Annotated in this window: 18 protein-coding genes; 14 read left to right on the top strand and 4 right to left on the bottom strand. The window is 60.8% G+C overall.

Annotation, left to right across the window (positions count from 1 at the left end):
* The first annotated feature begins 71 nt into the window (after positions 1-71).
* From xdhB to ABIT12_RS07520, 9 genes are all read left to right on the top strand, one after another.
* Positions 72-2,408 carry a xanthine dehydrogenase molybdopterin binding subunit gene (gene xdhB, locus ABIT12_RS07560; RefSeq protein WP_348044912.1) on the top strand — a complete coding sequence of 779 codons (2,337 nt, stop codon included), beginning with the start codon at positions 72-74 and terminating at the stop codon, positions 2,406-2,408.
* On the top strand, positions 2,405-3,265 hold the full coding sequence (gene xdhC, locus ABIT12_RS07555) for a xanthine dehydrogenase accessory protein XdhC (protein ID WP_348044910.1): 861 nt from the start codon (positions 2,405-2,407) through the stop codon (positions 3,263-3,265). The genes xdhB and xdhC overlap by 4 nt, the downstream gene beginning before the upstream one ends.
* Positions 3,255-4,814 carry an ABC transporter ATP-binding protein gene (locus ABIT12_RS07550; protein WP_348044908.1) on the top strand — a complete coding sequence of 520 codons (1,560 nt, stop codon included), beginning with the start codon at positions 3,255-3,257 and terminating at the stop codon, positions 4,812-4,814. The genes xdhC and ABIT12_RS07550 overlap by 11 nt, the downstream gene beginning before the upstream one ends.
* Positions 4,804-5,892 (top strand): ABC transporter permease, encoded by a 1,089-nt coding sequence (locus ABIT12_RS07545; protein WP_348044906.1) that lies wholly within the window; start codon positions 4,804-4,806, stop codon positions 5,890-5,892. The genes ABIT12_RS07550 and ABIT12_RS07545 overlap by 11 nt, the downstream gene beginning before the upstream one ends.
* A gap of 7 nt (positions 5,893-5,899) precedes the next feature.
* On the top strand, positions 5,900-6,817 hold the full coding sequence (locus tag ABIT12_RS07540) for an ABC transporter permease (RefSeq protein WP_348044987.1): 918 nt from the start codon (positions 5,900-5,902) through the stop codon (positions 6,815-6,817).
* Between the two features lie 28 nt (positions 6,818-6,845).
* The gene (locus ABIT12_RS07535) at positions 6,846-7,928 is read left to right on the top strand and encodes a BMP family ABC transporter substrate-binding protein (protein ID WP_348044904.1); all 1,083 of its coding nucleotides are present in this window, start codon (positions 6,846-6,848) and stop codon (positions 7,926-7,928) included.
* A gap of 196 nt (positions 7,929-8,124) precedes the next feature.
* A complete protein-coding gene (locus ABIT12_RS07530) occupies positions 8,125-9,351 on the top strand; it encodes a urate hydroxylase PuuD (protein WP_348044902.1) in 1,227 nt (408 codons plus the stop codon).
* Complete coding sequence (gene guaD / locus ABIT12_RS07525; protein WP_348044900.1) at positions 9,348-10,652, top strand: guanine deaminase; 1,305 nt, start codon at positions 9,348-9,350, stop codon at positions 10,650-10,652. Before ABIT12_RS07530 ends, guaD begins: the two co-directional genes overlap by 4 nt.
* A gap of 47 nt (positions 10,653-10,699) precedes the next feature.
* Positions 10,700-12,907 carry a malate synthase G gene (locus ABIT12_RS07520; protein WP_348044898.1) on the top strand — a complete coding sequence of 736 codons (2,208 nt, stop codon included), beginning with the start codon at positions 10,700-10,702 and terminating at the stop codon, positions 12,905-12,907.
* 4 nt (positions 12,908-12,911) lie between these two features.
* On the opposite strand, the gene ABIT12_RS07515 is transcribed toward ABIT12_RS07520, so the two are convergent.
* Both ABIT12_RS07515 and ade read right to left on the bottom strand, forming a co-directional pair.
* Positions 12,912-13,271 carry a DUF6693 family protein gene (locus tag ABIT12_RS07515; protein WP_348063317.1) on the bottom strand — a complete coding sequence of 120 codons (360 nt, stop codon included), beginning with the start codon at positions 13,269-13,271 and terminating at the stop codon, positions 12,912-12,914.
* 78 nt (positions 13,272-13,349) lie between these two features.
* Positions 13,350-15,059: an adenine deaminase gene (gene ade / locus ABIT12_RS07510; protein ID WP_348044894.1), complete on the bottom strand. Its 1,710-nt coding sequence runs from the start codon at positions 15,057-15,059 to the stop codon at positions 13,350-13,352.
* A 109-nt stretch (positions 15,060-15,168) separates the two neighbouring features.
* Here ade and ABIT12_RS07505 point away from each other — a divergent pair, with 109 nt between their 5' ends.
* Positions 15,169-15,327, top strand: a complete 159-nt coding sequence (locus ABIT12_RS07505) for a hypothetical protein (RefSeq protein ID WP_348044892.1) — start codon at positions 15,169-15,171, stop codon at positions 15,325-15,327.
* 5 nt (positions 15,328-15,332) lie between these two features.
* Positions 15,333-16,334: a DNA topoisomerase IB gene (locus ABIT12_RS07500; protein ID WP_348044890.1), complete on the top strand. Its 1,002-nt coding sequence runs from the start codon at positions 15,333-15,335 to the stop codon at positions 16,332-16,334.
* On the opposite strand, the gene ABIT12_RS07495 is transcribed toward ABIT12_RS07500, so the two are convergent.
* A complete protein-coding gene (locus ABIT12_RS07495) occupies positions 16,331-18,589 on the bottom strand; it encodes a bifunctional diguanylate cyclase/phosphodiesterase (RefSeq protein WP_348044888.1) in 2,259 nt (752 codons plus the stop codon). The two genes, ABIT12_RS07500 and ABIT12_RS07495, sit on opposite strands and share 4 nt — an antisense overlap.
* 241 nt (positions 18,590-18,830) lie before the next feature.
* Here ABIT12_RS07495 and ABIT12_RS07490 point away from each other — a divergent pair, with 241 nt between their 5' ends.
* Together ABIT12_RS07490 and ABIT12_RS07485 are read left to right on the top strand one after the other, a co-directional pair.
* A complete protein-coding gene (locus ABIT12_RS07490) occupies positions 18,831-19,877 on the top strand; it encodes an NAD(P)-dependent alcohol dehydrogenase (RefSeq protein ID WP_348044886.1) in 1,047 nt (348 codons plus the stop codon).
* Positions 19,878-19,911: 34 nt separating this feature from the next.
* Positions 19,912-20,697: an SDR family oxidoreductase gene (locus ABIT12_RS07485; RefSeq protein WP_348044884.1), complete on the top strand. Its 786-nt coding sequence runs from the start codon at positions 19,912-19,914 to the stop codon at positions 20,695-20,697.
* On the opposite strand, the gene ABIT12_RS07480 is transcribed toward ABIT12_RS07485, so the two are convergent.
* Positions 20,684-22,117 carry an MFS transporter gene (locus ABIT12_RS07480; protein WP_348044882.1) on the bottom strand — a complete coding sequence of 478 codons (1,434 nt, stop codon included), beginning with the start codon at positions 22,115-22,117 and terminating at the stop codon, positions 20,684-20,686. The two genes, ABIT12_RS07485 and ABIT12_RS07480, sit on opposite strands and share 14 nt — an antisense overlap.
* Before the next feature lie 98 nt (positions 22,118-22,215).
* Between ABIT12_RS07480 and soxR the strand changes: the two genes are divergently transcribed.
* On the top strand, positions 22,216-22,659 hold the full coding sequence (gene soxR, locus ABIT12_RS07475; RefSeq protein ID WP_348044880.1) for a redox-sensitive transcriptional activator SoxR: 444 nt from the start codon (positions 22,216-22,218) through the stop codon (positions 22,657-22,659).
* Positions 22,660-22,667 lie beyond the last annotated feature (8 nt).

The raw sequence follows: 22,667 nt of genomic DNA, 5'->3' as shown, positions 1-22,667 counted from the left end.
ACCCTGACCTTTCTGCTGGACGCAGAAAGGTCTGTCCCTCTCCCTCAAGGGGAGAGGGTGGGGAGCCCGGCATGAACAAACACACCACGGCCCCCACCATCCCGCGCTCCAAGCTCTACGAATCCGCCCGCCACGACAGCGCGCCCAAGCACGTCGCTGGCATCGCCGAATATATCGATGACATGGTCGAGCCGGAGGGCACGATGCATGCCTATCTGGCGCTGTCGAAATGTCCGCACGGCGAGATCGTTTCGATTGATTTCGAGGCGGCGCGCACGGCGCCGGGCGTCATCGGCATTCTGACTGCCGACGACATTCCGGGCGAGAACGACGTCAGCCCCAGCCACAAGCATGACGAGCCGATCTTTGCTATCGGCAAGGTCGAGTTCTGGGGCCAGCCGATATTTGCGGTCGTCGCGGAGACGCGCGAGGCGGCTCGCCGCGCGGCGCATCTTGTCAAGGTTGAATATAAACCGCTGCCGTTCTTGACCAATATCCGCGACGCGCAGGCCGCAGGCGGTAAGCTGGTGACGGAGCCGCTGACGCTGTTGCGCGGCGATCTGGCCGAGGGATTTGCCAAATCGTCCCGGCGCGTCAAAGGCTCGATGGAAGTTGGCGGGCAGGACCACTTTTATCTGGAAGGCCAGATCGCTCTGGCGGTGCCGGGCGAGGACGAAGACGTCACCGTTCATTCGTCAACCCAGCATCCAAGCGAAGTACAACTGATGGTCGCTGCCGTTCTGGCCGTGCCGCTGCATTCGGTGACGGTCAATGTGCGGCGCATGGGCGGCGGCTTCGGCGGCAAGGAAACGCAGGGCAACCTGTTTGCCGCCGTGGCGGCTGTTGCCGCCAAGAAATGGAACCGCGCCTGCAAAATCCGGCCGGATCGCGACGACGATATGGTGGCCACGGGCAAGCGTCACGACTTCGTGGTCGACTACGATGTTGGCTATGATGACGACGGAAAAATCCTCGCCGTTGATGCGGTTTATGCGGCACGCGCCGGGTTCTCGTCGGACCTGTCCGGGCCGGTGACCGACCGGGCGCTGTTTCACTGCGACAATACCTATTGGTATCCGGCAGTGCGGGCGCGCTCGGAGCCGCTGTATACCAATACCGTTTCCAACACCGCCTTCCGGGGCTTTGGCGGACCGCAGGGGATCGTGGCGGCGGAGCGCTGGATCGAGGATATCGCCTATGATCTGGGGCGCGATCCGCTGGAAATCCGCAAGGCCAATTTCTATGGCACCGACAGCAATAACATCACGCCCTATCACCAGCCCGTCACCGACAATGTGATCCATCGCATCGTCGACGAGCTGGAGGTGAGCGCAGATTATCAGGCGCGACGCCAAGCGGTGCTGGCTTATAATGCTGGTAGTCCGATCCTTAAAAAAGGTATCGCCCTCACTCCGGTAAAGTTCGGCATCTCGTTTACGGCGACCTGGTACAATCAGGCCGGGGCGCTGGTGCATGTCTATAAGGATGGCTCAATTCATCTCAGCCATGGCGGCACCGAGATGGGGCAGGGGCTCTACGTCAAGATCGCCGCCGTGGTGGCCGATTGCTTCGGCGTCGGGCTGGAACGGGTCAAGATCATGGCCACGACTACCGGCAAGGTGCCCAACACCTCCGCGACCGCTGCATCGTCGGGAACTGATCTCAACGGCATGGCAGCGTTCGACGCCTGCAAGCAGATCAAGGCGCGGCTGACCACGCATGCGGCCAAGATTTATCAGTGTGCCGAAGAAGCGGTGATCTGGGTGCCGGGCGGCGTCGATGCGGGCGCTGAGTTCGTCGCGTTCGATGCGCTGGTGGCTTCGGCTTATCTCAATCGCGTGCAGCTTTCGGCAGCAGGATTTTACACCACGCCCAAGATTCACTGGGATCGCGCCACCGGACGCGGCCATCCGTTCTATTATTTCGCCTATGGAGCCTCGGTCAGCGAAGTGACCATCGATACGCTGACCGGCGAATATCAGGTCGACCGGGTCGATATCCTGCACGATGTCGGTCGGTCGCTGAATCCGGCCATCGACATCGGCCAGGTCGAGGGCGGTTTCATCCAGGGCATGGGCTGGCTGACGACCGAAGAACTGGTCTGGGACGCCAAGGGCGAGCAGCGCACGCATGCGCCGTCCACCTACAAAATCCCGCTGGCCTCGGATGTGCCACCGATTTTCAACATCAAGCTGGCCGAATGGTCGATCAATACCGAGCCGACCATTGGCCGGTCCAAGGCCGTTGGCGAACCACCGTTCGTGCTGGCGATGAGCGTGCTGGAAGCGCTGGCGATGGCGGTGGCCTCGGTCGCCGATTACAAGATTGCGCCACGGCTGGATGCGCCGGCGACCCCCGAGCGGGTGCTGATGGGCTGCGAACGGCTCAAGAAGCAGGCCCGCGCATGACCACCAGGGCGGCGGCGATTGCAGCGTTTTTTGCGCGTGAGCCGGTCGCCATCGTTGCAGAATTGACCTCGGTGCGAGGCTCCAGCCCGCGCGACCAGGGCACGTTTATGCTGGTGGGCACCAGGTCCGAGTTCGGCACAATCGGCGGCGGTGCGCTCGAATACATGGTGATCGAGCACGCGCGCCGGTTGATCCAGGATGGTCGGCAAAGCGAGGCGATGGATGTGCCGCTCGGGCCGGAAATCGGGCAGTGCTGTGGTGGCCGGGTCGGGGTCAGCCTGCAGAATGTGACGCGGGCAATGCAGCGCGACTTGGTGCTGCGGACAGAGGCCGAGGATGCCGGGCAGACACCGGTATTCCTGTTTGGCGCGGGACATGTCGGGCGGGCGCTGGCGACGATGCTGGCAATGCTACCCGTAAAGGTGACGGTGATCGACGCGCGCGCCGACGAATTGGCTCTATTGCCCGAGGGCATCGCATCGCGGGTGGTGGCAATGCCCGAAGCAGTCGTGCGCAATGCGCCGCCCGGCAGCGCCTTTGTGATCCTGACGCATGATCACGCACTGGACTTTCTGATTGCGCAGGAGGCGCTGAAGCGGCTGGACAGCCCCTATATTGGCATGGTCGGCAGCCGCACCAAGCGGGCCAAGTTTTCGAGTTGGTTCCGCAGTGAAGGCGGCGACGCTTCGGCGTTGGACCGGCTGGTTTTGCCAATCGGCGACCGAGGCATTGTGGACAAGCGCCCCGAGGTGATTGCAGCACTGGCGGCGGCAGAAATAATGGTTCATATATCTCGACGGGAAGCTGAAATGAGCGCGCAGGGCACCAGAACTTTGGGGGCCGTGAATGGACGCTAGTATGCCGTTTCGGCTGGAGCTGACGGGGATCACCAAGCGGTTCCCGGGTGTCCTTGCCAATGACAATATCAGTTTTGCGGTCAAGCCGGGTGAGATACACGCGCTGCTGGGCGAGAACGGCGCTGGTAAATCGACGCTGGTCAAAATGATCTATGGGATCATGCAGCCCAATGCCGGCGAAATCCGCTGGAATGGCCAGCCGATCACCATCACCAACCCCAAGATGGCCCGCAAGCTGGGCATCGGCATGGTGTTTCAGCATTTCTCGCTGTTCGAAGCGATGACGGTTCTGGAAAACATTGCGCTTGGGATGGATGCCAAGATTCCAGCGCGGGAGCTGGAAACCAAAATCCGCGAGGTGATGAGCCTTTACGGGCTCAAGCTCGAACCGCATCGGCAGGTCTCGACACTGTCGGTGGGCGAACGCCAGCGCATCGAAATCGTGCGGGCACTGCTGCTTGATCCAAAACTGCTGATCATGGACGAACCCACCTCGGTGCTGACGCCGCAGGAAGTAGGGCAGTTGTTCGACGTGCTGCGCAAGTTGGCGGCGCAGGGCTGTTCGATCCTTTACATTTCCCACAAGCTGCATGAAATCAAAGCCTTGTGCGATACGGCGACGATCCTGCGCGGCGGCAAGCTGGTCGATACCTGCGATCCGAAGCAGGAAACCTCGCGTTCAATGGCCGAAAAGATGATCGGCGGCGGGCTCAAGGACATCAGCAAGCCCGCCGGCCGCAGCATGGGGGCTTCCAAGCTGGTGGTCAGTCATTTGTCGGTGCCCGGCGATGGGCATTTTGGGGTGTCGCTCAAGGATATCGGTTTTGCGGTGCGGGCCGGCGAAATCTTCGGCATCGCCGGCGTTGCTGGCAATGGACAGAATGCGCTGCTGCTGGCGCTGAGCGGCGAGACGGTCGCCGACGATGGCGAGGCGATTACCCTTGATGGCGTGTGGCTGGGCAAGCTCGGTGCCAAGGCGCGGCGGCTCGAAGGTCTCGCCAGCGTCCCCGAGGAACGCAACGGCCACGCGGCGGTGCCGGATTTTACACTGGCCGACAATTCGATCCTGACGGCGCGCGACCGGCTGCACATGGTGTTTTCCGGGCTGATCCGCTCGGACATGGCCAAGGATTATACCGCGCAGGTGATCAAGCAGTTCTCGGTCAAGGCGCTGGGGTCCGGATCGATGGCCGGCTCGCTGTCGGGCGGCAATCTGCAGAAATACATCATGGGCCGCGAGATCATGCAGAAGCCCTCGGTTTTGGTGGTGAGCCAGCCGACCTGGGGTGTCGATGCGGGGGCGGCCGCGGCCATCCATCAGGCAATTGTCGATCTGGCGGCGGAAGGCTCGGCCATCGTGGTCATCAGCCAGGATCTCGATGAGCTGTTGTCGCTCTGCGACACGCTGGCGGTGATCAACGAAGGCACGCTCAGCCCGCCAATGCAGGTGAGCGGCGCCGATATCGAACAGATCGGTCTACTGATGGGCGGCATTCACGGCGATCCCGATGCGCCCACCACCATAGTTGAGGCCGCACATGCGCATTAGGCTCGAAAAGCGACCCGAACCCAGCAAGCTGATACAGGTGATAACGCCGATCGCCTCGGTGCTGCTGACCATGCTGCTGGGGGTGATCATCTTTGACGCCATCGGCATCAATGGGCAGCGGGCGGTGGTGGATATTTTCATCACGCCGCTGCTGGCATCGTACAAGTGGCAGGACGTGGCGGTGAAGGCTGCGCCGTTGATCATCATCGGGCTGGGCCTGTCGATCGGCAACCGCGCCAATGTGTGGAATATCGGCGCCGAGGGCCAGTATATCGCCGGAGCGCTGGCCGGCGCGGGCATTGGCATGGTGACGACGGGCGCCGTCGGCTGGATCAGCATCACCCTGATGCTGATCGGCGGCGTGATTGGTGGCGGGGCATGGGCTGCGGTGCCGGCGCTGCTCAAGACGCGCTACAAGGTCAACGAAATCCTGTCCAGCCTGATGCTGACCTATGTGGCGCTGCAGTTGCTGAGCTATCTGATCGGCGGGCCTTGGAAAGATCCGAACGGGCGTAATTTTCCGCAGACGGCGCCGTTGACGGCGGACCAGACGCTGCCGATCATTTTTCCCGGGACGACGATCCATCTTGGGGTGGGGTTCGCAGTCGGTCTGGCGCTGATCTTCTGGCTGATCATGTCGCGCTCGGTGTTTGGCTTCCAGATCCGTGTCGTCGGCAGCGCGCCACATGCGGCGCGCCACGGCGGGTTCAACACCAACGAAACCGTGTGGCTGGCGATGCTGATCGGGGGCGGCATGGCGGGATTGGCCGGGGTGCTGGAACTGACCGGCGCATTGAAGTCGATCAATCTGGGCTTTCCATCGGGATATGGCTTCACCGCCATCATCGTGTCGTTCCTCGGCCGGCTCAATCCGATTGGCGTGTTGATCGCGGGCATCGTTTTGGCGGTGACCTATGTGGGTGGGCAGGTGGCGCAGACCACGGTACATATTCCCAATTCGACCGCCGGTATCTTCCAGGCAATGATGCTGTTCTTCATTCTGGCGAGCGATATCCTGGTGCGCTATCGGGTGCGGTTTGTCGGCCGCACCGCGCCGGCCGTGGTTCCGGGAGAATAAGATGAGCCTGGAATTCATTATCGCAGCGATTGTCACCATCATCGGCATTTCGACGCCGATCCTGCTGGCAGGGTTGGGCGAGTTGGTGGTGGAAAAGAGCGGCGTGCTCAATCTGGGCGTCGAAGGCATGATGCTGATCGGCGCCATTGCCGGCTTTGCCGCCACGGTGATGTCGGGCAATCCGTGGGTAGGGGTGCTTGGCGCCGCCGCTGCCGGGGCACTGTCGTCGATGCTGTTTGCCGTGCTGGTATTGGGGCTCAATTCCAATCAGGTGGCGACCGGGCTGGCGCTGACGATCTTTGGCACCGGATTGTCGTCGCTGCTGGGCCTGTCGTTCACCGGCCGTATCGTGGCCTCGTTTGGGTCGATCTTTCCCGTTGAACTGGCCCGGCATCCGATCTGGCAGCTGTTCTTCGGTCACAGCCCTATCGTTTATTTCGCGCTGTTGATGGTGCCGGCGGTGGCGTGGTTCCTCAAATCCACCCGCGCCGGGCTGATCCTGCGGGCAGTCGGCGAAAACGACCTTTCGGCGCACTCGATCGGCTATTCGGTCAACAAAGTGCGCTATGCAGCGATTGCCTTTGGCGGCGCCATGGCGGGCATTGCCGGGTGTTATTTTTCGATGGTCATTACGCCGATGTGGGCTGAAAAAATGACTGCCGGACGCGGCTGGATCGCCTTGGCGCTAGTGGTGTTTGCCGGCTGGCGCGCCGGGCGCCTTTTGGCTGGCGCCTACTTCTTCGGAGTGCTGATGGCGCTCGAACTTTATGCAAAGGCGGCAGGGTTCTCGTTCCTGCCGTCGCAGTTCTGGGCCGCAATGCCCTACATCATGACCGTTGTGGTTTTGGCGCTCATCTCGTCGCGAGAGAGCATCGGCAGCAACGCGCCTGCTTGCCTCGGCAAGCCCTTCCTACCGTCCAACTAAAAAATGCCAAAACAGGAGACGTTACATAATGGCAAAATTTAATCGCCGTACCTTCATCCAGGCCGCCGGCGCGGCCGCGGCGGTGCTGCCGCTCATGGGGACCAAGGCCTTTGCCGAAGACAAGGTCAAGGTTGGCTTCATCTTCCTGGGCCCGATCGGTGACTATGGTTGGACCTGGGCCCACAATAAGGGCCGTCTGGCCGTTGATGCCGCCTTCGCTGACAAGGTTGAAACCATCTATGTGGAAAACGTGGCTGAAGACGCCAGCGCCGTTCCACTGATCCGTGATCTGGCCCAGCAGGGCTGCAAGATCATCTTCACCACCTCCTATGGCTATATGGACCAGACCATCCAGGTCGCTGGCGAGTTCCCGGACGTGAAGTTCGAACATTGCACGGGCTTCAAGCGCGCCGACAACGTTTCGACCTACAACTCCAAGTTCCACGAAGGCCGCGCCGTGCTCGGCACCATCGCGGGCAAAATGAGCAAGTCGGGTTCGCTCGGTTATCTCGGTTCGTACAAGGTGCCAGAAGTCGTGCTGGGCGTGAACGCCTTTACCCTCGCCGCCCAGAAGCAGAACCCGGCAGCGACCGTGAAGCTGGTTATGATCGACAGCTGGTATGATCCCCCGAAGGAAGCTGCCGCCACCGAGACCATGATCAACCTCGGCGCCGACATCATCACCACCCACACCGACTCGCCCGGCCCGCTGCAGATTCTGGAGCAGAAGGGTCTGCACGGCTTTGGCCAGGGCGCCGATATGTCGACCTTTGCGCCGAACGCGCAGTTGACCGCCATCGAAGACATCTGGGGTCCGTACTACGTGTCTCGCGTGCAGGCGATCCTCGATAACACCTGGAAGTCGACCGATACCTGGGACGGCTTCAAGGAGGGCACCGTCGTTATCTCGCCCTACAGCAAGGACGTGCCGGCTGACGTTGCCGCGCTCGCTGATGCTGTGCAGGCCGGTTACAAGGACGGCAGCTATAACATCTTCACCGGCCCGATCTACGATCAGGACGGCGTGCTCAAGGTCAAGGACGGCGAAGTGATGTCGCTGGGCGATCTTGCTGTGATCGACTGGTACGTCAAGGGTATCCAGAGCGCATAAGCGTCCGATTTTGATGGGCGGATTCCGATCCGCCCATTACCTCCGATCTTCCTTCTCCCCTCGTGGGAGAAGGTGGCGCGCAGCGCCGGATGAGGGGGCTGCGATGGCTGGGGCAACCCCTCACCCGTCTCGCGCGATGCGCGATCCACCCTCTCCCGCAAGGGGCGAGGGGTAACCCGGTGGTTGGGGAACTATCATGGCCGATTTTGCGATTTTCTGGGAATGGCTGAGTTTTGCCGCCCGCTGGCTACACGTGATCACGGCCATCGCCTGGATCGGGTCATCGTTTTATTTCATCGCGCTGGACCTGGGTCTGCGCAAGACGCCGAGCCTGCCGCCGCTGGCGTCTGGCGAAGAGTGGCAGGTGCATGGCGGCGGATTTTATCACATCCAGAAATATCTGGTGGCGCCGGAGTTTTTGCCGGAACACCTGACCTGGTTCAAGTGGGAAAGCTATGCGACCTGGCTCTCCGGGTTCATGCTGCTGGCGATCGTTTATTACGCCGGTGCGGACCTCTATCTGATCGACCGGCACGTGCTGGATGTGCCGCAATGGGGCGCCATCCTGATTTCGATGGCCTCGATCGTTTTGGGCTTCGTGGTCTATAACCGATTGTGCAAGTCGCCGCTCGGTAACAGCCAGAACGGCTTGATGCTGGTGCTGTTCGCTGTGCTGACCGCGATGGCCTGGGGCTATACGCTGGTGTTTACCGGCCGCGCGGCCATGCTGCATATGGGCGTGTTCACCGCCTCGATCATGGCCGCCAATGTGGCGATGATCATCATCCCCAACCAGAAGATCGTGGTAGCCGATCTCAAGGCCGGCAGGGTGCCCGACGCCAAGTATGGCAAGATCGCCAAGCAGCGCAGCCTGCACAATAATTACCTGACGCTGCCGGTGATCTTCTTCATGCTGTCGAGCCACTATCCGTTGGCGTTTGCGACGCAGTGGAACTGGTTGATCGCGTCGTTGATCTTTTTGGTCGGGGTGGTCATCCGGCACTATTTCAATACCCGCCATGCTCGGAAGGGCAATCCGCACTGGACCTGGTTGGCGGCTGTGGTGCTGTTCATCATCATTGCCTGGCTCTCGACCGGACCGAAGCTGTTCAATTCCGGCGGCGAGGAGGTGGCGTCGCGGACGTCCGAGAGCTTTCGCGCTGCCGGCAAGTTTGCCGAAGCCAGCATGATCGTGCAGACCCGCTGCGCCATGTGTCACTCACAGGTGCCGGGCTATGAGGGGATGGCCGAGCCGCCCAAGAATGTGGTGCTGGAAAACGATATTGCCATCGCCAACCACGCCAAGGATATTGCGATGTTTGCCGGTTATTCGCATGCGATGCCGCCGGGTAACATTACCGAAATGACCAATGCGGAGCGGGCGACGATCGTTGCATGGTTCCGGGAGGGCTCGGGGCAATGAGCCTGACAATTTTGCGCGGCCGGGTGTTGACGTTTGTCAGCGAGCCGCAGGGCCTTGATGATCACGCCTCGTATCGCTATCTCGAAGATGGCGCGATCAGCATTGCCGACGGCAAGATTGTCGCGGTGAATGATTTCGATGCCGCCATGGCGGCGGGAGCGGAGGTTATTGACCATCGCCCGCACCTGATCCTGCCAGGGTTTATCGACCTGCATCTGCACTATGTGCAGAGCCAGATGATCGCGGCCTATGCCGGGTCGCTCCTTGAATGGCTCAACACGTACACCTTCGTGGAAGAGCAGAAATTTGGCCAGCAAGGTCACGCCGGTGCTGTGGCCAGCGCCTTCTATGACGAATTGATCCGCAATGGCACGACCACGGCGGTGGCCTATTGCTCGGTGCATCCGCAATCGGTCGATGCGTATTTCGCCGAGGCTGAAAAGCGCAACATGCTGATGATCGGCGGCAAGGTGATGATGGATCGCAATGCGCCTGAAGCGCTGCGCGATACGCCACAATCGGGCTATGACGACACCAGGATGCTGATCGAGCGCTGGCATGGCCGGGCGCGCGGCCTCTATGCGATTTCGCCGCGCTTTGCCATCACTTCGACGCCCGAGCAGTTGGCAGCGTCGCAGGCATTGGTGGCTGAGTATCCCGATTGTTACGTTCAAACCCATCTCAGCGAAAACGCCGCCGAGATCAGCTTCTCGATGGAGCTTTATCCCAAGTCGATGGACTATACCGGCATCTATGAGGATTACGGGTTGCTGGGGCGCAAGACCTTGCTGGGCCATTGCATCCATCTCAATCACCGCGAAACACGGGTGCTGGCGGAAACGGGCTCAGTGGCGGTGTTCTGCCCGACGTCCAATCTATTTCTGGGCAGCGGGCTGTTCGACCGCGAGCGGTTGATGCATGCCGGGGTGCGCATCGGGGTGGCGACCGACATTGGCGGTGGCACCAGTTTCGGCATGCTGCGGACGATGGACGAGGCCTACAAGATCCTGCAGCTTCGCGGGCAGCGTCTGACCCCGTTCAACTCGTTTTATATGATGACGCTGGGCAATGCGCGCGCGCTGTCGCTGGAGGGTACGATCGGGGCGATTGCTGTTGGCAATAGTGCCGATTTGGTGGTGCTCAATGCTAACGCCACGTCAGCAATGGCGATGCGGATGCTAACAGTTCGCTCACTGATGGAAGAGCTGTTCCTGCTGCAGACGCTGGGCGACGATCGCTCGATTGCCGAGGTCTATGTGGCCGGCGCAAGGGCGAAGTCTACTTTAGGCGGGTTGGCATAGCCGCCAGCCTGGCCTAGAACTTCGTCACACTTAAAAAGGATACAACGATGAACCACGTCCAGCAGAAATCCGGGCTGACAGTCTCCCCGCTGCTGGTGGATTTCATCGAAAAAGAGGCGCTGCCGGGGCTCAAGGTCAGCGCGGAACAGTTCTGGAACGGCTTTGCGGCCGTGGTCGCCGAGCATGCGTCCACCAATGCGGCGCTGTTGCACAAGCGCGACGATCTCCAGATCAAGATCGACGACTGGCATCGCCGTTATGGCCCGGTTGCCAACAATGCGCAGGGCTATCAGATGTTCCTGCGGGACATCGGCTATGTGGTTGATGAGCCTGCGGATTTTATTATCGAGACGACGGGCCTGGACCCTGAGATTTCGACCCTGTGCGGACCGCAATTGGTGGTGCCGGTGTCCAATGCGCGGTACGCGCTCAACGCCGCCAATGCGCGCTGGGGCAGTCTTTACGATGCGCTTTACGGCACCGATGTGATTGCGCGAGACGGCGATCTGGCGCCCGGCAAAGGCTTTAATGAAACGCGCGGGCAGGCCGTCGTGGACCGCGCTGCGGCCTTTCTGGACACCGCATTTCCGCTGACTTCCGGCAGCCATGCTGATGTTACCGGCTACCATGTGGTGGATGGCACGGAGCGCACGCGCTATTCCGACATTATGGGCAATAACAGTGACGAATCGCGGCCGGTTAAAGTGCTCGTCGCAGACACCGTTGCCGGTCGCACTCATCTTAAAGACCCCTATGCTTTCGTCGGCTATGCGGGCAGGCAGGATGGCGGTGAGATCGTGCTGCGCCATCATGGCCTGCACGCAATCCTGGTCATCGACAAGACCAATGCGATTGGCGCCAAGCATGCGGTCGGGTTGGCTGACGTGATTGTCGAGGCCGCGCTGACCACGATTCAGGATTGCGAAGACTCTGTTGCTGCCGTCGATGCTGAGGACAAGGTCGGGGTTTATCGCAACTGGCTCGGGCTGATGACCGGGACGCTGGAAGACAGCTTTGAAAAGGGCGGCAAGACTGTGCGTCGCACGCTCAAGGCCGACCGCACGTTTGCCGGCGCTGACGGTAAACCCTTGGTCCTAAAGGGCCGCTCGCTGCTGCTGGTGCGCAATGTCGGGCACCTGATGACCACCGACGCGGTCAAGGACGCATCCGGTGCACCCATCGGCGAAGGCTTGATGGATGCGATGGTGACGGTGCTGTGTGCCATGCATGACAGCATGAACAGCACCACCGGCGCGGTTTATATCGTCAAGCCCAAGATGCACGGCCCAGACGAAGTGGCCTTCGCCTGCGCAATTTTCGCCTCGGTGGAAAAGGCGCTGGGCCTGCCGCCGCTGACCGTCAAGATCGGCATCATGGACGAAGAGCGCCGGACCTCGGCCAATTTGAAGGCGGCGATTTATGCGGCGCGCCAACGGGTGTTTTTCATCAATACCGGGTTCCTTGATCGCACTGGCGACGAAATTCATACTTCGATGGAAGCGGGGCCGGTGCTGCGCAAGGACGAAATCAAGAACGAGCGCTGGATTCAGGCTTACGAGGACCGCAATGTGCTGATCGGGCTGGCCTGCGGCCTGTCCGGTCGGGCGCAGATCGGCAAGGGGATGTGGGCGCGGCCCGACGATATGGCAGCGATGATGAGCGCCAAGATTGCGCACCCCAATGCTGGCGCCAATACGGCCTGGGTGCCGTCGCCAACGGCTGCGACGCTGCATGCGCTGCATTATCATGAGGTCGACGTGTTCGAGGCGCAGAGGCGCCGGCACAATCAGACGACGCCGACATTGGCCGAGCTGTTCTCGATGCCGATCCAGGCGCCGTTCTCGCTCAGCCGTGAGGAAATTACCCGCGAGCTGGAGAACAATGCGCAGGGCATTCTGGGCTATGTGGTGCGCTGGGTGCAGCAGGGCGTTGGTTGTTCCAAAGTGCCCGACATTAATAATGTCGGGCTGATGGAAGACCGTGCCACCTGCCGGATTTCATCCCAGGCGGTCGCCAATTGGCTGCGCCATGGCCTCGTGAGCAAGGACGAGGTGATCTCGACCTTCGAGCGCATGGCCAATGTGGTGGACGAGCAGAATGCGGACGACCCGCTCTATCGCTCGATGGCCAATAATCCGCACTCGGTAGCCTTCCAGGCGGCGCTGGAGCTGGCGCTGCACGGCGCGGATCAGCCGTCCGGCTATACCGAGCCGGTGCTGCATGCACGCCGTGCCGAGGTCAAGGCGCGCCACTAGCGGCTTAGTAATACTGGATGCGGGTTTCGTTGAGCAGCACGCGGATAACCCGATAGCCGAACAGGAACGAGGCCAGTCCCAAGGTGACGATGATCAGCAGCATCCAGATGATGACGTGGCCGATCGATGAGGCCAGGTTAAACTGGCAATCGAGCTTGCCCAGCACCTTGTCATTGACGTCGAGCACTTCGGTTTTGTTGAGCACGACCTTGTTGAAATAATACGGAAAAACCATCAGTGCCAGACCGAGGGTGATGATGCTGAGCAAAATCCAGATGATCACCTGACCGATGGATTCTGCGATACTGAAATTGCAGCGAAAGCGCACGGGTACGCCGCCGACTTGTTGTCCGACCATTGCCATTTGTTTGCCCCCAAAAGTTTGAGGACGCTACGGCAAGTCAATTTTTCCGACAATAGTTGGCGACATATATTGTTGAGTTCAGTCGACAAAATCGAACTTATCGACGTCAAAGAGACCCCTGTCTGTCATCTTCAAATGCGGGATGACTGGCAAAGCCAGGAACGCCACCTGCAAGAAGGGTTCGGGCAGGACGCAGCCCAGTGCGTTGGCGGCATCGCGCAGATGATGCAGCTTGTGAGCCACGGTTTCGAACGGTTCAAGGCTCATAAGGCCGGCGAGGGGCAAAGCGAGTTCGGCAGTGATCGTGCCGTCCTGGGCCACGGCGAAGCCGCCTCCCAGTTCGATCAGCCGATTGACTGCCACGGCCATGTCCGCGTCGTTGGCGCCGATAACCGTGATGTTGTGGCTGTCGTGACCCACCGATGAGGCGATAGCGCCGGTCTTGAGGCCGAAGCCTTTGACGAAGCTGCGGCCGATATTGCCATTGAGGCCATGCCGCTCGACCACGGCAACCTTGATCACATCAGCATTCAGATCGGGTTGCAGCCCGCTCTCGGTTTGTTCCAGCGTGGCGCTTTCCCGGAAGGTCAGGATCAGCCCGGGTTTGACGCCGATCACCGGGGTTTCGTTGCGGCCGGGCTTGGCAGGCGTATCGAAGGATTTGGCGGTGACTGGGGTGGCCTTCATTGAAGTGAGGCCGACCGGCGCGACGGGGATGCGTGCGGCGAAGAGTTCGGCAACGACCAGTCGCCCGCCCGAGATCACGTCGGACACAAAACAGCCTTCGAGACTATCGAGCAAGGCGATATCGGCACGCCAGCCGGGGGCAAGCAGGCCGCGATCCTTGAGGCCGAAGATGCGGGCGGCGGAGTGCGAGGCGGCGCGATAGACGTGGTGCAGCGGCCGGCCCATGGCGATCAGCCGGCGGATCGAGCTATCGAGGTGCCCCTCTTCGGCGATATCGAGTGGATTGCGATCATCGGTGCAGAGCGCGACGAAGCTCGAGGTGTTTTCGTCGAGGATTTCGGCCAGCGCCGTGAGGTCTTTGGAGACCGAGCCTTCGCGGATCAGGATCGCCATGCCCTTGGCCAGCTTCTCGCGCGCTTCGGCGGCGGTGGTCGCTTCGTGATCGGTGCGGATGCCGGCCGCGAGGTAGCCGTTGAGCGCTTCACCACGCAACAGCGGCGCGTGCCCATCGATATGGCCGTCCTGGAACGCCAGCAGTTTGGCGATGATGCCTGGATCGCTGTTGAGAACACCGGGAAAATTCATCACTTCGGCCAGCCCGATGACCTTGTTGTGGCTGCGGAACGGTTCGAGGTCGTCGATTTCCAGCGCGGCGCCCGAGGTTTCGAAGGCGGTGGCGGGAACGCAGGAAGAGAGGTTTACCCGAACGTCCATCACCGTCTGTTCGGCGCAATCGAGGAAATAGCGGATGCCCTCGGCGCCCAGCACATTGGCGATTTCGTGCGGATCGCAGATCACTGTCGTAACGCCATGGGGCAGCACGCAACGGTCGAACTCGAATGGGGTGACCAGCGAGGACTCGATGTGCAGATGGGTATCGATGAAGCCAGGGACGGCAAAGCGCCCGGTGCCGTCGATGATGGTCTTGCCTTCGTAGTTTTGGTGGGTGCCGACGATGCGGTCTTCGACAATGGCGATATCGGTGACGGTGATGGCGCCGGTAATGACATCGAGCAGGCTCACATTGCGAATGACGATATCGGCGGGCGTCTTGCCTTGGCCGGCGAGGATCATGCGCGTCAGCGATTGAGATGAAAGCATTGAAGTTCCGTTCATACAGATGCTCGAAAGTCGGCTCCTGGGGACGTGTCGTCAAGGGTCGGAACCGCATTGGCGCGGTGCACGTTGGTTAGGGGAAAGGGAGGCCACGATGAAAACGAAGGATACCCACAAGACCACGGACGAGGTTCGCCAGGCCACCGGGCAGAAGACCAACCTGCGTGTGCTGGTTATTTCCTCGACATTGATCGTAGTGGCCTTCGCCGCGATCTATCTGATTTATACGATGACCCAATCCGGCGCGGCCTGACGGCAATGGTGCGAGCGTTAGTAAAAACAGCGCGTGAGGACTTGACGATTGGTCGTCGACGGAGTGGCACGGGCTGGTCGTATCGCGCTGCAGACGGGGCGGTGATTAGCGATAGCGCCAACAAGGCCCGCATTCAGGCGCTTGGCATTCCACCGGCATGGCGGGATGTTCGCATTGCCCCACATCCCCGGGCGCATATCCAGGCGCTGGGCACCGATGAGGCCGGGCGCATCCAGTACATCTATCATCCCGATTGGGAGGTGAAGCGCACCGGAAAGAAGTTGGAGCGTCTGTCATTGTTGACGGTGGCGCTGCCTCGATTGCGGCGACGCGTTCAACAGGACCTCACGGCTGAGACCGGGTCGCAGAAACTGGCTTTGGCGATTGCGGTGGCGATGATCGATCGGACGGCAATGCGCGTTGGTCGCGAAAAATATCTGGAAACCAGTGGCACACGCGGCGCAGGGACATTGTTTTCACGCGACGTTACCGTGTCGCAGGATGAAGTGTGCATGGCGTTCGACGCCAAGGGCGGCAAGAAGGCGCGCTATTGCGTGACCGATGCGCGGCTGGCCGATGCCGTTACCCGGATCAAGACCCTGCCTGGCAAACGACTGCTGGTATTTCGGAACGCCGACGGGAAAATGAGCGCGATCAGAACCTCGGCCATCAACCAGTACTTGCGCGAGATTGCCGGCGTGCAGATTGCGGCCAAGGATTTCCGTACTCTGCACGCCAGTGCGTTGGCGGGTGAGGCTTTGGCCAAGCTGGAACTGGGTGCTTCGGTTTCTGCCCGGAAGCGACAGATGGCGCAGGTGGCGCGCGAGGTATCGGAGTTTTTGCGCAACACGCCGATGATCTGCCGCAAGAGCTACATTGCACCGTGCTTGTTCAAGCTGTTTGACGAGGGCAGGCTGGGCACATTGTGGAGCAGCACGGCTCGGATAAAACCCGGCCTCAAGCAGCGCGAGCAGCGGTTGGGCGCGGTATTGGCGCGCTTGAGCTAAGCGACCTCGGTCCGCCGCGCTATGGCGTTCACTGGATCAGCGAACATCGCTTCGATGCGATCGCGCGGAACTGCGGCGGAGAACAGGAACCCCTGCAGGGTGTTGCACCCCAGCGTCGCCAGGATTCCGGCCTGCTGTTCAGTTTCTACCCCTTCGGCGGTGACTTCGATATCCATCGCGTGGGCCAAAGTCACCATGGCTTGCGCGATGGCGACGGAGACGTGACCCTCGGAGAGTTGGTTGATGAATGAACGGTCGATCTTGATCCGGTCCACCGGATAGCGCTTGAGATAGCTCAGCGATGAATAGCCAGTGCCGAAATCGTCAAGGGCGATATGGATGCCTGACGCGCGGAAGGTGCGCAGGTTCTGCGATGATACATGTTCATCGTCCAGCAGGATGCTTTCGGTGATTTCCAGTTCAAGATCAGTCGGCCGCATGCCGGTCTGGTGGAGCACGTCAAAGACGCGAGTGGCGAATTTGGGGTTGCGCAACTGGGTCGGCGAAATGTTGACGGCAATGGTGCGACCTGGCACCGAGGCGCCAAGCTGACAGGCCTTGCGCAACACGAAATCGCCCAGGCTTTCAATCAGGCCCGTGCTTTCGGCAACCGGAATAAACTTGGCGGGAGAAATCTGTCCGAATTTGGGGTGGTTCCAGCGCGATAGTGCCTCGGCGCCAATGGTCTTGCGCGTCGCCTGATCGACCAGCGGCTGGAAAACAACCGACAACTGATCATCGCGGCGCAGCGCTTCACGCAGCTCGGCCTCGATGGTGCGCTGCAATTGCAGCATCTCGTTCATGTGCTCTTCGTAGATCACGGCGCGATTGCTGCCGCTGGACTTGGCCTGATACAGCGCAATATCAGCCTTGCGGATCAGTTCGCGCGGTTCGGTGCCGCCGGTGGCGGCATTGACAACGCCGACACTGACACCGATGAACGCCTTGCCGCGCGAGATCTCGAACGGCTGTTCGATGGTCTGGATGATAGTGGCCGAAAGCGCCATCATGTCGGCAATGCCGTGGCGTGAGACGTGCAGGATAGCAAATTCGTCGCCGCCGAAGCGAGCGATGATTTCGATGCCGGATAATGCGTTACTGCCTTCGGTGCTGGCCATTACGCGGCGCAGGCGTTCGCCCACAGCACAAAGCAGTTCGTCGCCAGCCTGATGGCCCAGCGTATCATTGACCTGCTTGAACCGGTCCAGATCCAGCATCATCAGTGTGACCTGGCTATTGGCCGTGCCCGAACTGGTCAGGACGCGGGCCAGTTGCGCATCAAAGCTGGCGCGGTTGGCAAGGCCGGTCAGCCGGTCATGTGCGGCCTGGTGTTCGGCATGCAGTCGTCCATCCTCGAGCGCGGTCGACGATTTGTGGAGCTTTCGCAGCAGCAGGAAAATCAGAAGGCCGGCGACCATAAAGGCCAGCGCCAAAGCCGGGCCAGTCTGGGCCAGCATCAATTGGCCCGGCCGATCGCGGCGCCACTCGAAAAAGCCGACCATGCGGCCGCTGCCGCTGACTAACGGATAGACAGACTTGGAGATGTCGTCGGTGCGCGTCAGCGAGAAGGCGGCGCCTTCGAACAGGTAGTCCTGCATCAGCCAACTGGAATAGGCAGCATCGAGGAACAGCACGTTGACCAGAATAATTTCGGTGCCCGGGTCCTGGATCAGCGCGCGGGTGTCCGAAACGATAGGCATGGCGCTGACAATGGCGGGCATGCCTTCAATGATGACGAACTCAGCATCGGAGACCGGAACGCTAGTGGCCTTGGTATTGAAGGGGATGAGCCCGCCAGCGGCGATATCGGCGCGCAACTTGGTCACGATAGGTGCTATCGTACCAGACAGCTCGCTATAGTTCTCCACCGGGGCGGATTTGCCATTTTTCATCAGATAGAGCGGCCGGTTTTCGGCATCCAGCACGATGGCGCGGTTATGGCCAAAGAATTCGAACATCCACTGCCCGAGGTTGGCGTCGACCCATTTGAGGTTGAACGCCAGCTTGGTGTTGACAACCGCGTCATCCCAGACGGAAACGCTTTCCTGTTCGTGGATGATGCTGGCCAGTTGCGCGGACATGACCTGAGCAACCAGAGTGGTTTGCCGGTTGAGGGCGCGATTATCAATATCGGCAGTCGACCAGATCACGAAACCCAGGACAGCCGAAGCGGTAATCAGCAATGCAAGAATGGCGGGCAGCAGAACGCCCGTGGAAAACTGCCGGCGCTGTATCGGTGACGATCTAGACTGCATTGGGCGACCATTGACAGATATTGGCGCCAGTCTAGCCACGTAGAATTGCGGACACGTTACCGAAAACCGGAAATAGCTCCGTGCAAGGCGGATGATTGAAAGAAAATCAAATCATCATGGCGTCGCGATGAAACGCACGGTCGCATTGCCGTTGGCAGGCCCAGGGACTATTCAATGTGAATGGTTGAGGGCGGTTGGAGCCAGTGCTTCGCCGTCCGTTGCGGTCAAGATTGGAATTGAGATGACGAAAGTTAGGGCGCTGGTTCTGGAGCGTCAGCACGAGCTGGCCTTGCGCGATATCGATCTGCCGTTGGCGGTTGGCCGCGGCATGGTCAAGATTGCCATCCATACGGTGGGCGTGTGCGGGTCTGACATACACTACTACACGCATGGCAAGATCGGCCCGTTCGTGGTCAATGCGCCGATGGTGCTGGGGCATGAAGCGGCCGGGACGATCATCGAAGTGGGCGAGGGTGTCAGCCATCTCAAGATTGGTGATCGCGTTTGCATGGAGCCGGGTATTCCCGACCCCAATTCGCGGGCGGCGCGGCTGGGCATGTATAATATCGATCCGGCAGTGACATTCTGGGCTACGCCGCCGGTTCATGGCGTGCTGACCGCCGAGGTGGTGCATCCTGCCAATTACACCTTCAAACTTCCCGATAATGTGAGCTTTGCCGAAGGGGCGATGGTGGAGCCGTTTGCCGTTGGCATGCAGGCAGCGTTCAAGGCCGGCATCAAGCCGGGCGACACCGCCGTGGTGCTGGGGGCCGGCCCGATCGGCACCATGGTGGCGATTGCGGCGCTGGCCGGTGGGTGCGCCCGGGTGATCGTTGCCGATCTGGCGCAGCCCAAGCTCGACATTGCGGCGCGCTACCAGGGGGTCATTCCGGTCAATATTCGTGAACAAAACCTGGTTGCCGAGGTTAAGAAACTGACCGAGGACTGGGGCGCCGACGTAGTGTTTGAATGTTCGGGTTCGCCACATGCCTGGAAGACCATTATGGATCTGCCCCGTCCCGGTGGGACCATTGTGGTGGTGGGGCTGCCGGTGGAGCCGGCACCGTTCGATATCGCCACGGCGTCGACCAAGGAACTCAAGATCGAGACGGTGTTCCGCTATGCCCATCAATACGACCGCGCAATCGCGCTGTTTGCGTCGGGCCGGGTGGATCTGAAGCCGCTGATTTCGGAGACGTTTGCGTTCGAGGATTCGATCAAGGCATTCGAGCGAGCCGTCGAAGCGCGCTCGACCGATGTGAAGCTGCAAATTCGCGTGGCCAGGTAAGCCTTCGATAACGGAGGAGCGGGGGGAGAGCGTCATGGACTTGGAGTTGCGCGACAAGGTTGCGGTGATCACCGGCGGCACGGTGGGGATAGGCCTGGCGGTAGCCGAAGGGTTGGCGGCAGAGGGGGTGAACCTGGTGCTCGTCGGGCGCGACAAGGCGCGCGGCGAGGATGAGGCGGCGCGGATTGCCGATGCGTTCGGCATTATCGCTACAGCAATTGCGGCAGACGTTGCCACCGCCGAAGGCTGTGATGCCGTGATCCAGGGTACGCAGAAAGCCTTCGGTGGGGCCGATATCCTGATCAATAATGCCGGGACGGGTTCCAACGAAACCATCCAGGAAGCCGACGACGCCAAGTGGCAGTATTATTGGGATCTGCATGTGATGGCGGCTGTGCGACTAGCGCGAGGACTGGTGCCGGGCATGAAGAAGCGCGGTGGCGGCGTGGTGTTGCACAATGCTTCGATCTGCGCGGTGCAGCCGTTGTGGTATGAGCCGATCTACAACACCACCAAGGCCGCATTGATGATGTTTTCCAAAACCTTGGCCAATGAGGTGGTGGGCGACAATATCCGCGTCAATACGATCAATCCGGGGCTGATCCTGACGCCGGACTGGATCAAGACCGCCAAGCAGATCGCCGGCGAGGACGGCTGGGAGGCCCATCTGCAAAACGTTGCCAACGAAGCCGGTGGTATGAAGCGGTTTGGCACGCCTGAGGAGTTGGCGAACTTCTTCGTCTTCATGTGCTCGCCCAAGGCCAGCTATTCGACGGGCAGCACCTATTTCGTTGACGGCGGCTGGCTCAAGACGGTTTGAGCTGGCCTTCCGGTTGGTTGGCGCGGCGAACGACAATCAGCGCGGTGCCGATGGCGATGATCGGCACCAGTGCGAACAGGCTGTAAAGCCAGTTTGCGGCATGGATGGCGCCTTGCGTGCTCCCCTTCTCGGACAAGCCGGCCAGATTGACGATGGTGCCGCCAAGGGCGGCGCCAAAGCCGCTGGCAAACAGCTGCACCATCGAGATGGCGGCGGAGGTGATGTCCTTCTCGCCCTCTGGCGCCGCGGCCATCAAGCGGGTCAGCAGATGTGGCCATGCCGAACCGATGCCGAGCCCAAGCAGGAGCAGTGACGCCGCAACGGGGAGGACCAGCAGCAGGTCGCCACTGGCGTTATCTCGCGCCATGAACAGCGCCAACCCGATTGCAGCAAGCCCGACGGCAATGGGGCCGCCAACCAGAACGGCTCGGGCATTGTTGCCGGTCTGCCCGGACAACAGCATCGAGCCCGTGGTCCAGCCCAGGGATAGCAGGGCAACCAGATAGCCCGCCATCAGCGGCGGTTGGGCGTGCAGGCGCTGCAGGAACAGCGGCACGAACACGTCGCTGGTAATCGACAACTGCAGGAGCAGCATCGTGGCAAAGAGTGGCGCGATTACTGAGGCGGCCGTAAATGTTCCCGTCGGGAGCAGGCGGCGGTCGGAATGGCGCTCAGCATAGCCAAGCCAGATTATCGCCAGAACAGCGGCGAGAGTGAGCGCCAGGGCAAGCGCAGGATTGGCGGTTTGCACGCTGGCCACCGAGATCAGCAGCACAGCGCCGACCACCAGGCCGACCTGCAAGACCGGCACGTTGTCGACGCCGCGCTCGTCGCTGTGGCGAGGAATGACCCGCATCGACAGCGCGCAGAGGATAAATGCAAGCGGCACCAGCAGGATAAAGGCGAAGCGCCAGGCATCAAGCTGGGCAAAGACCCCGCCGATGGCAGGTCCGATCAGGGTTGCGACGCCCCAGACCCCGGACACCAGGGAAATGGCACGGGGCCACAGATTTTGTGGGAAAATCAGCCGGACCATGCCGTAGCTCAGGGCCATGAGCAGGCCGGCACCAAGTCCCTGAACGGCGCGTCCGACCAGCATGATCGGCATGTTGACCGCAAGACCGCAGATCAGGCTGCCAAGACCGAATGCGCAGGTGGCCAGGATGTAATTGCTGCGCGGTCCGATGCCAAAGGGGCGGATGGCCGCAAAGATCGACGCAATGATCGATGCGACGATGAATATCGAGACGTTCCACGCGAACAGATCCAACCCGCCAATATCACCGACGACTGAGGGCAACAGGGTTTCGCCCATCAACACATTGATGGCGTGCAGGCCCACCCCACCAGTCAATACGGCAATGCGGAGGCCATTGTTGCCGCGGAAAAGGTCGCCCCAGGTGCTGGTGGCTTCGGTCATTTGTCATCCTGCAGTTGGGCTATTGGGGGTTCATCTAGGCTGATGCACCGTTCGATGCTACCGGTACAACCTCAAGTTTAGTTGAGGTAAAGCGGAAAATGCACAAAGCGCTGACGGTGGGTGAATTGGCGCGGCGGAGTGGGGTGGCAGTATCGGCGCTGCATTTCTACGAAGCCAAGGGGCTGATCCGCAGCTATCGCACGTCGGGAAACCAGCGGCGTTACGAGAACGACGTGCTGCGGCGGGTGGCAATTATTCGCATGGCGCAGGAGATGGGGATTTCGCTGGCCGAAGTTGGCGAGGCGTTGAGCGGCCTGCCAAACGGGAGAGCGCCGGGCAGGGATGATTGGGCGGCCATTTCGACGCAGTGGCGGGAGAAACTGAGCTGGCGCATTACGCTGCTGGAGCGGCTCCGCGACGAGCTGGATGGTTGCATCGGCTGCGGTTGCCTGTCGCTGGATCGTTGCCCGCTGTATAACGCCGGCGATCGGCTGGCACAGGAAGGCAGCGGCGCGCGCCGGCTGGTGCGAACTGGCGTTTGACTGAAATT

The sequence above is a fragment of the Devosia sp. genome (assembly GCF_039927955.1).
GTDB lineage: Bacteria > Pseudomonadota > Alphaproteobacteria > Rhizobiales > Devosiaceae > Devosia.
This window is presented reverse-complemented; position numbering and strand designations above follow the sequence as displayed.

Coding starts and splice junctions, on each gene's coding strand:
- xdhB (WP_348044912.1), top strand. CDS start 72: ATGAACAAACACACCACGGCCCCCACCATCCCGCGCTCCAAGCTCTAC.
- xdhC (WP_348044910.1), top strand. CDS start 2,405: ATGACCACCAGGGCGGCGGCGATTGCAGCGTTTTTTGCGCGTGAGCCG.
- ABIT12_RS07550 (WP_348044908.1), top strand. CDS start 3,255: ATGGACGCTAGTATGCCGTTTCGGCTGGAGCTGACGGGGATCACCAAG.
- ABIT12_RS07545 (WP_348044906.1), top strand. CDS start 4,804: ATGCGCATTAGGCTCGAAAAGCGACCCGAACCCAGCAAGCTGATACAG.
- ABIT12_RS07535 (WP_348044904.1), top strand. CDS start 6,846: ATGGCAAAATTTAATCGCCGTACCTTCATCCAGGCCGCCGGCGCGGCC.
- ABIT12_RS07530 (WP_348044902.1), top strand. CDS start 8,125: ATGGCCGATTTTGCGATTTTCTGGGAATGGCTGAGTTTTGCCGCCCGC.
- guaD (WP_348044900.1), top strand. CDS start 9,348: ATGAGCCTGACAATTTTGCGCGGCCGGGTGTTGACGTTTGTCAGCGAG.
- ABIT12_RS07520 (WP_348044898.1), top strand. CDS start 10,700: ATGAACCACGTCCAGCAGAAATCCGGGCTGACAGTCTCCCCGCTGCTG.
- ABIT12_RS07515 (WP_348063317.1), bottom strand. CDS start 13,271: ATGGCAATGGTCGGACAACAAGTCGGCGGCGTACCCGTGCGCTTTCGC.
- ade (WP_348044894.1), bottom strand. CDS start 15,059: ATGCTTTCATCTCAATCGCTGACGCGCATGATCCTCGCCGGCCAAGGC.
- ABIT12_RS07505 (WP_348044892.1), top strand. CDS start 15,169: ATGAAAACGAAGGATACCCACAAGACCACGGACGAGGTTCGCCAGGCC.
- ABIT12_RS07500 (WP_348044890.1), top strand. CDS start 15,333: ATGGTGCGAGCGTTAGTAAAAACAGCGCGTGAGGACTTGACGATTGGT.
- ABIT12_RS07495 (WP_348044888.1), bottom strand. CDS start 18,589: ATGCAGTCTAGATCGTCACCGATACAGCGCCGGCAGTTTTCCACGGGC.
- ABIT12_RS07490 (WP_348044886.1), top strand. CDS start 18,831: ATGACGAAAGTTAGGGCGCTGGTTCTGGAGCGTCAGCACGAGCTGGCC.
- ABIT12_RS07485 (WP_348044884.1), top strand. CDS start 19,912: ATGGACTTGGAGTTGCGCGACAAGGTTGCGGTGATCACCGGCGGCACG.
- ABIT12_RS07480 (WP_348044882.1), bottom strand. CDS start 22,117: ATGACCGAAGCCACCAGCACCTGGGGCGACCTTTTCCGCGGCAACAAT.
- soxR (WP_348044880.1), top strand. CDS start 22,216: ATGCACAAAGCGCTGACGGTGGGTGAATTGGCGCGGCGGAGTGGGGTG.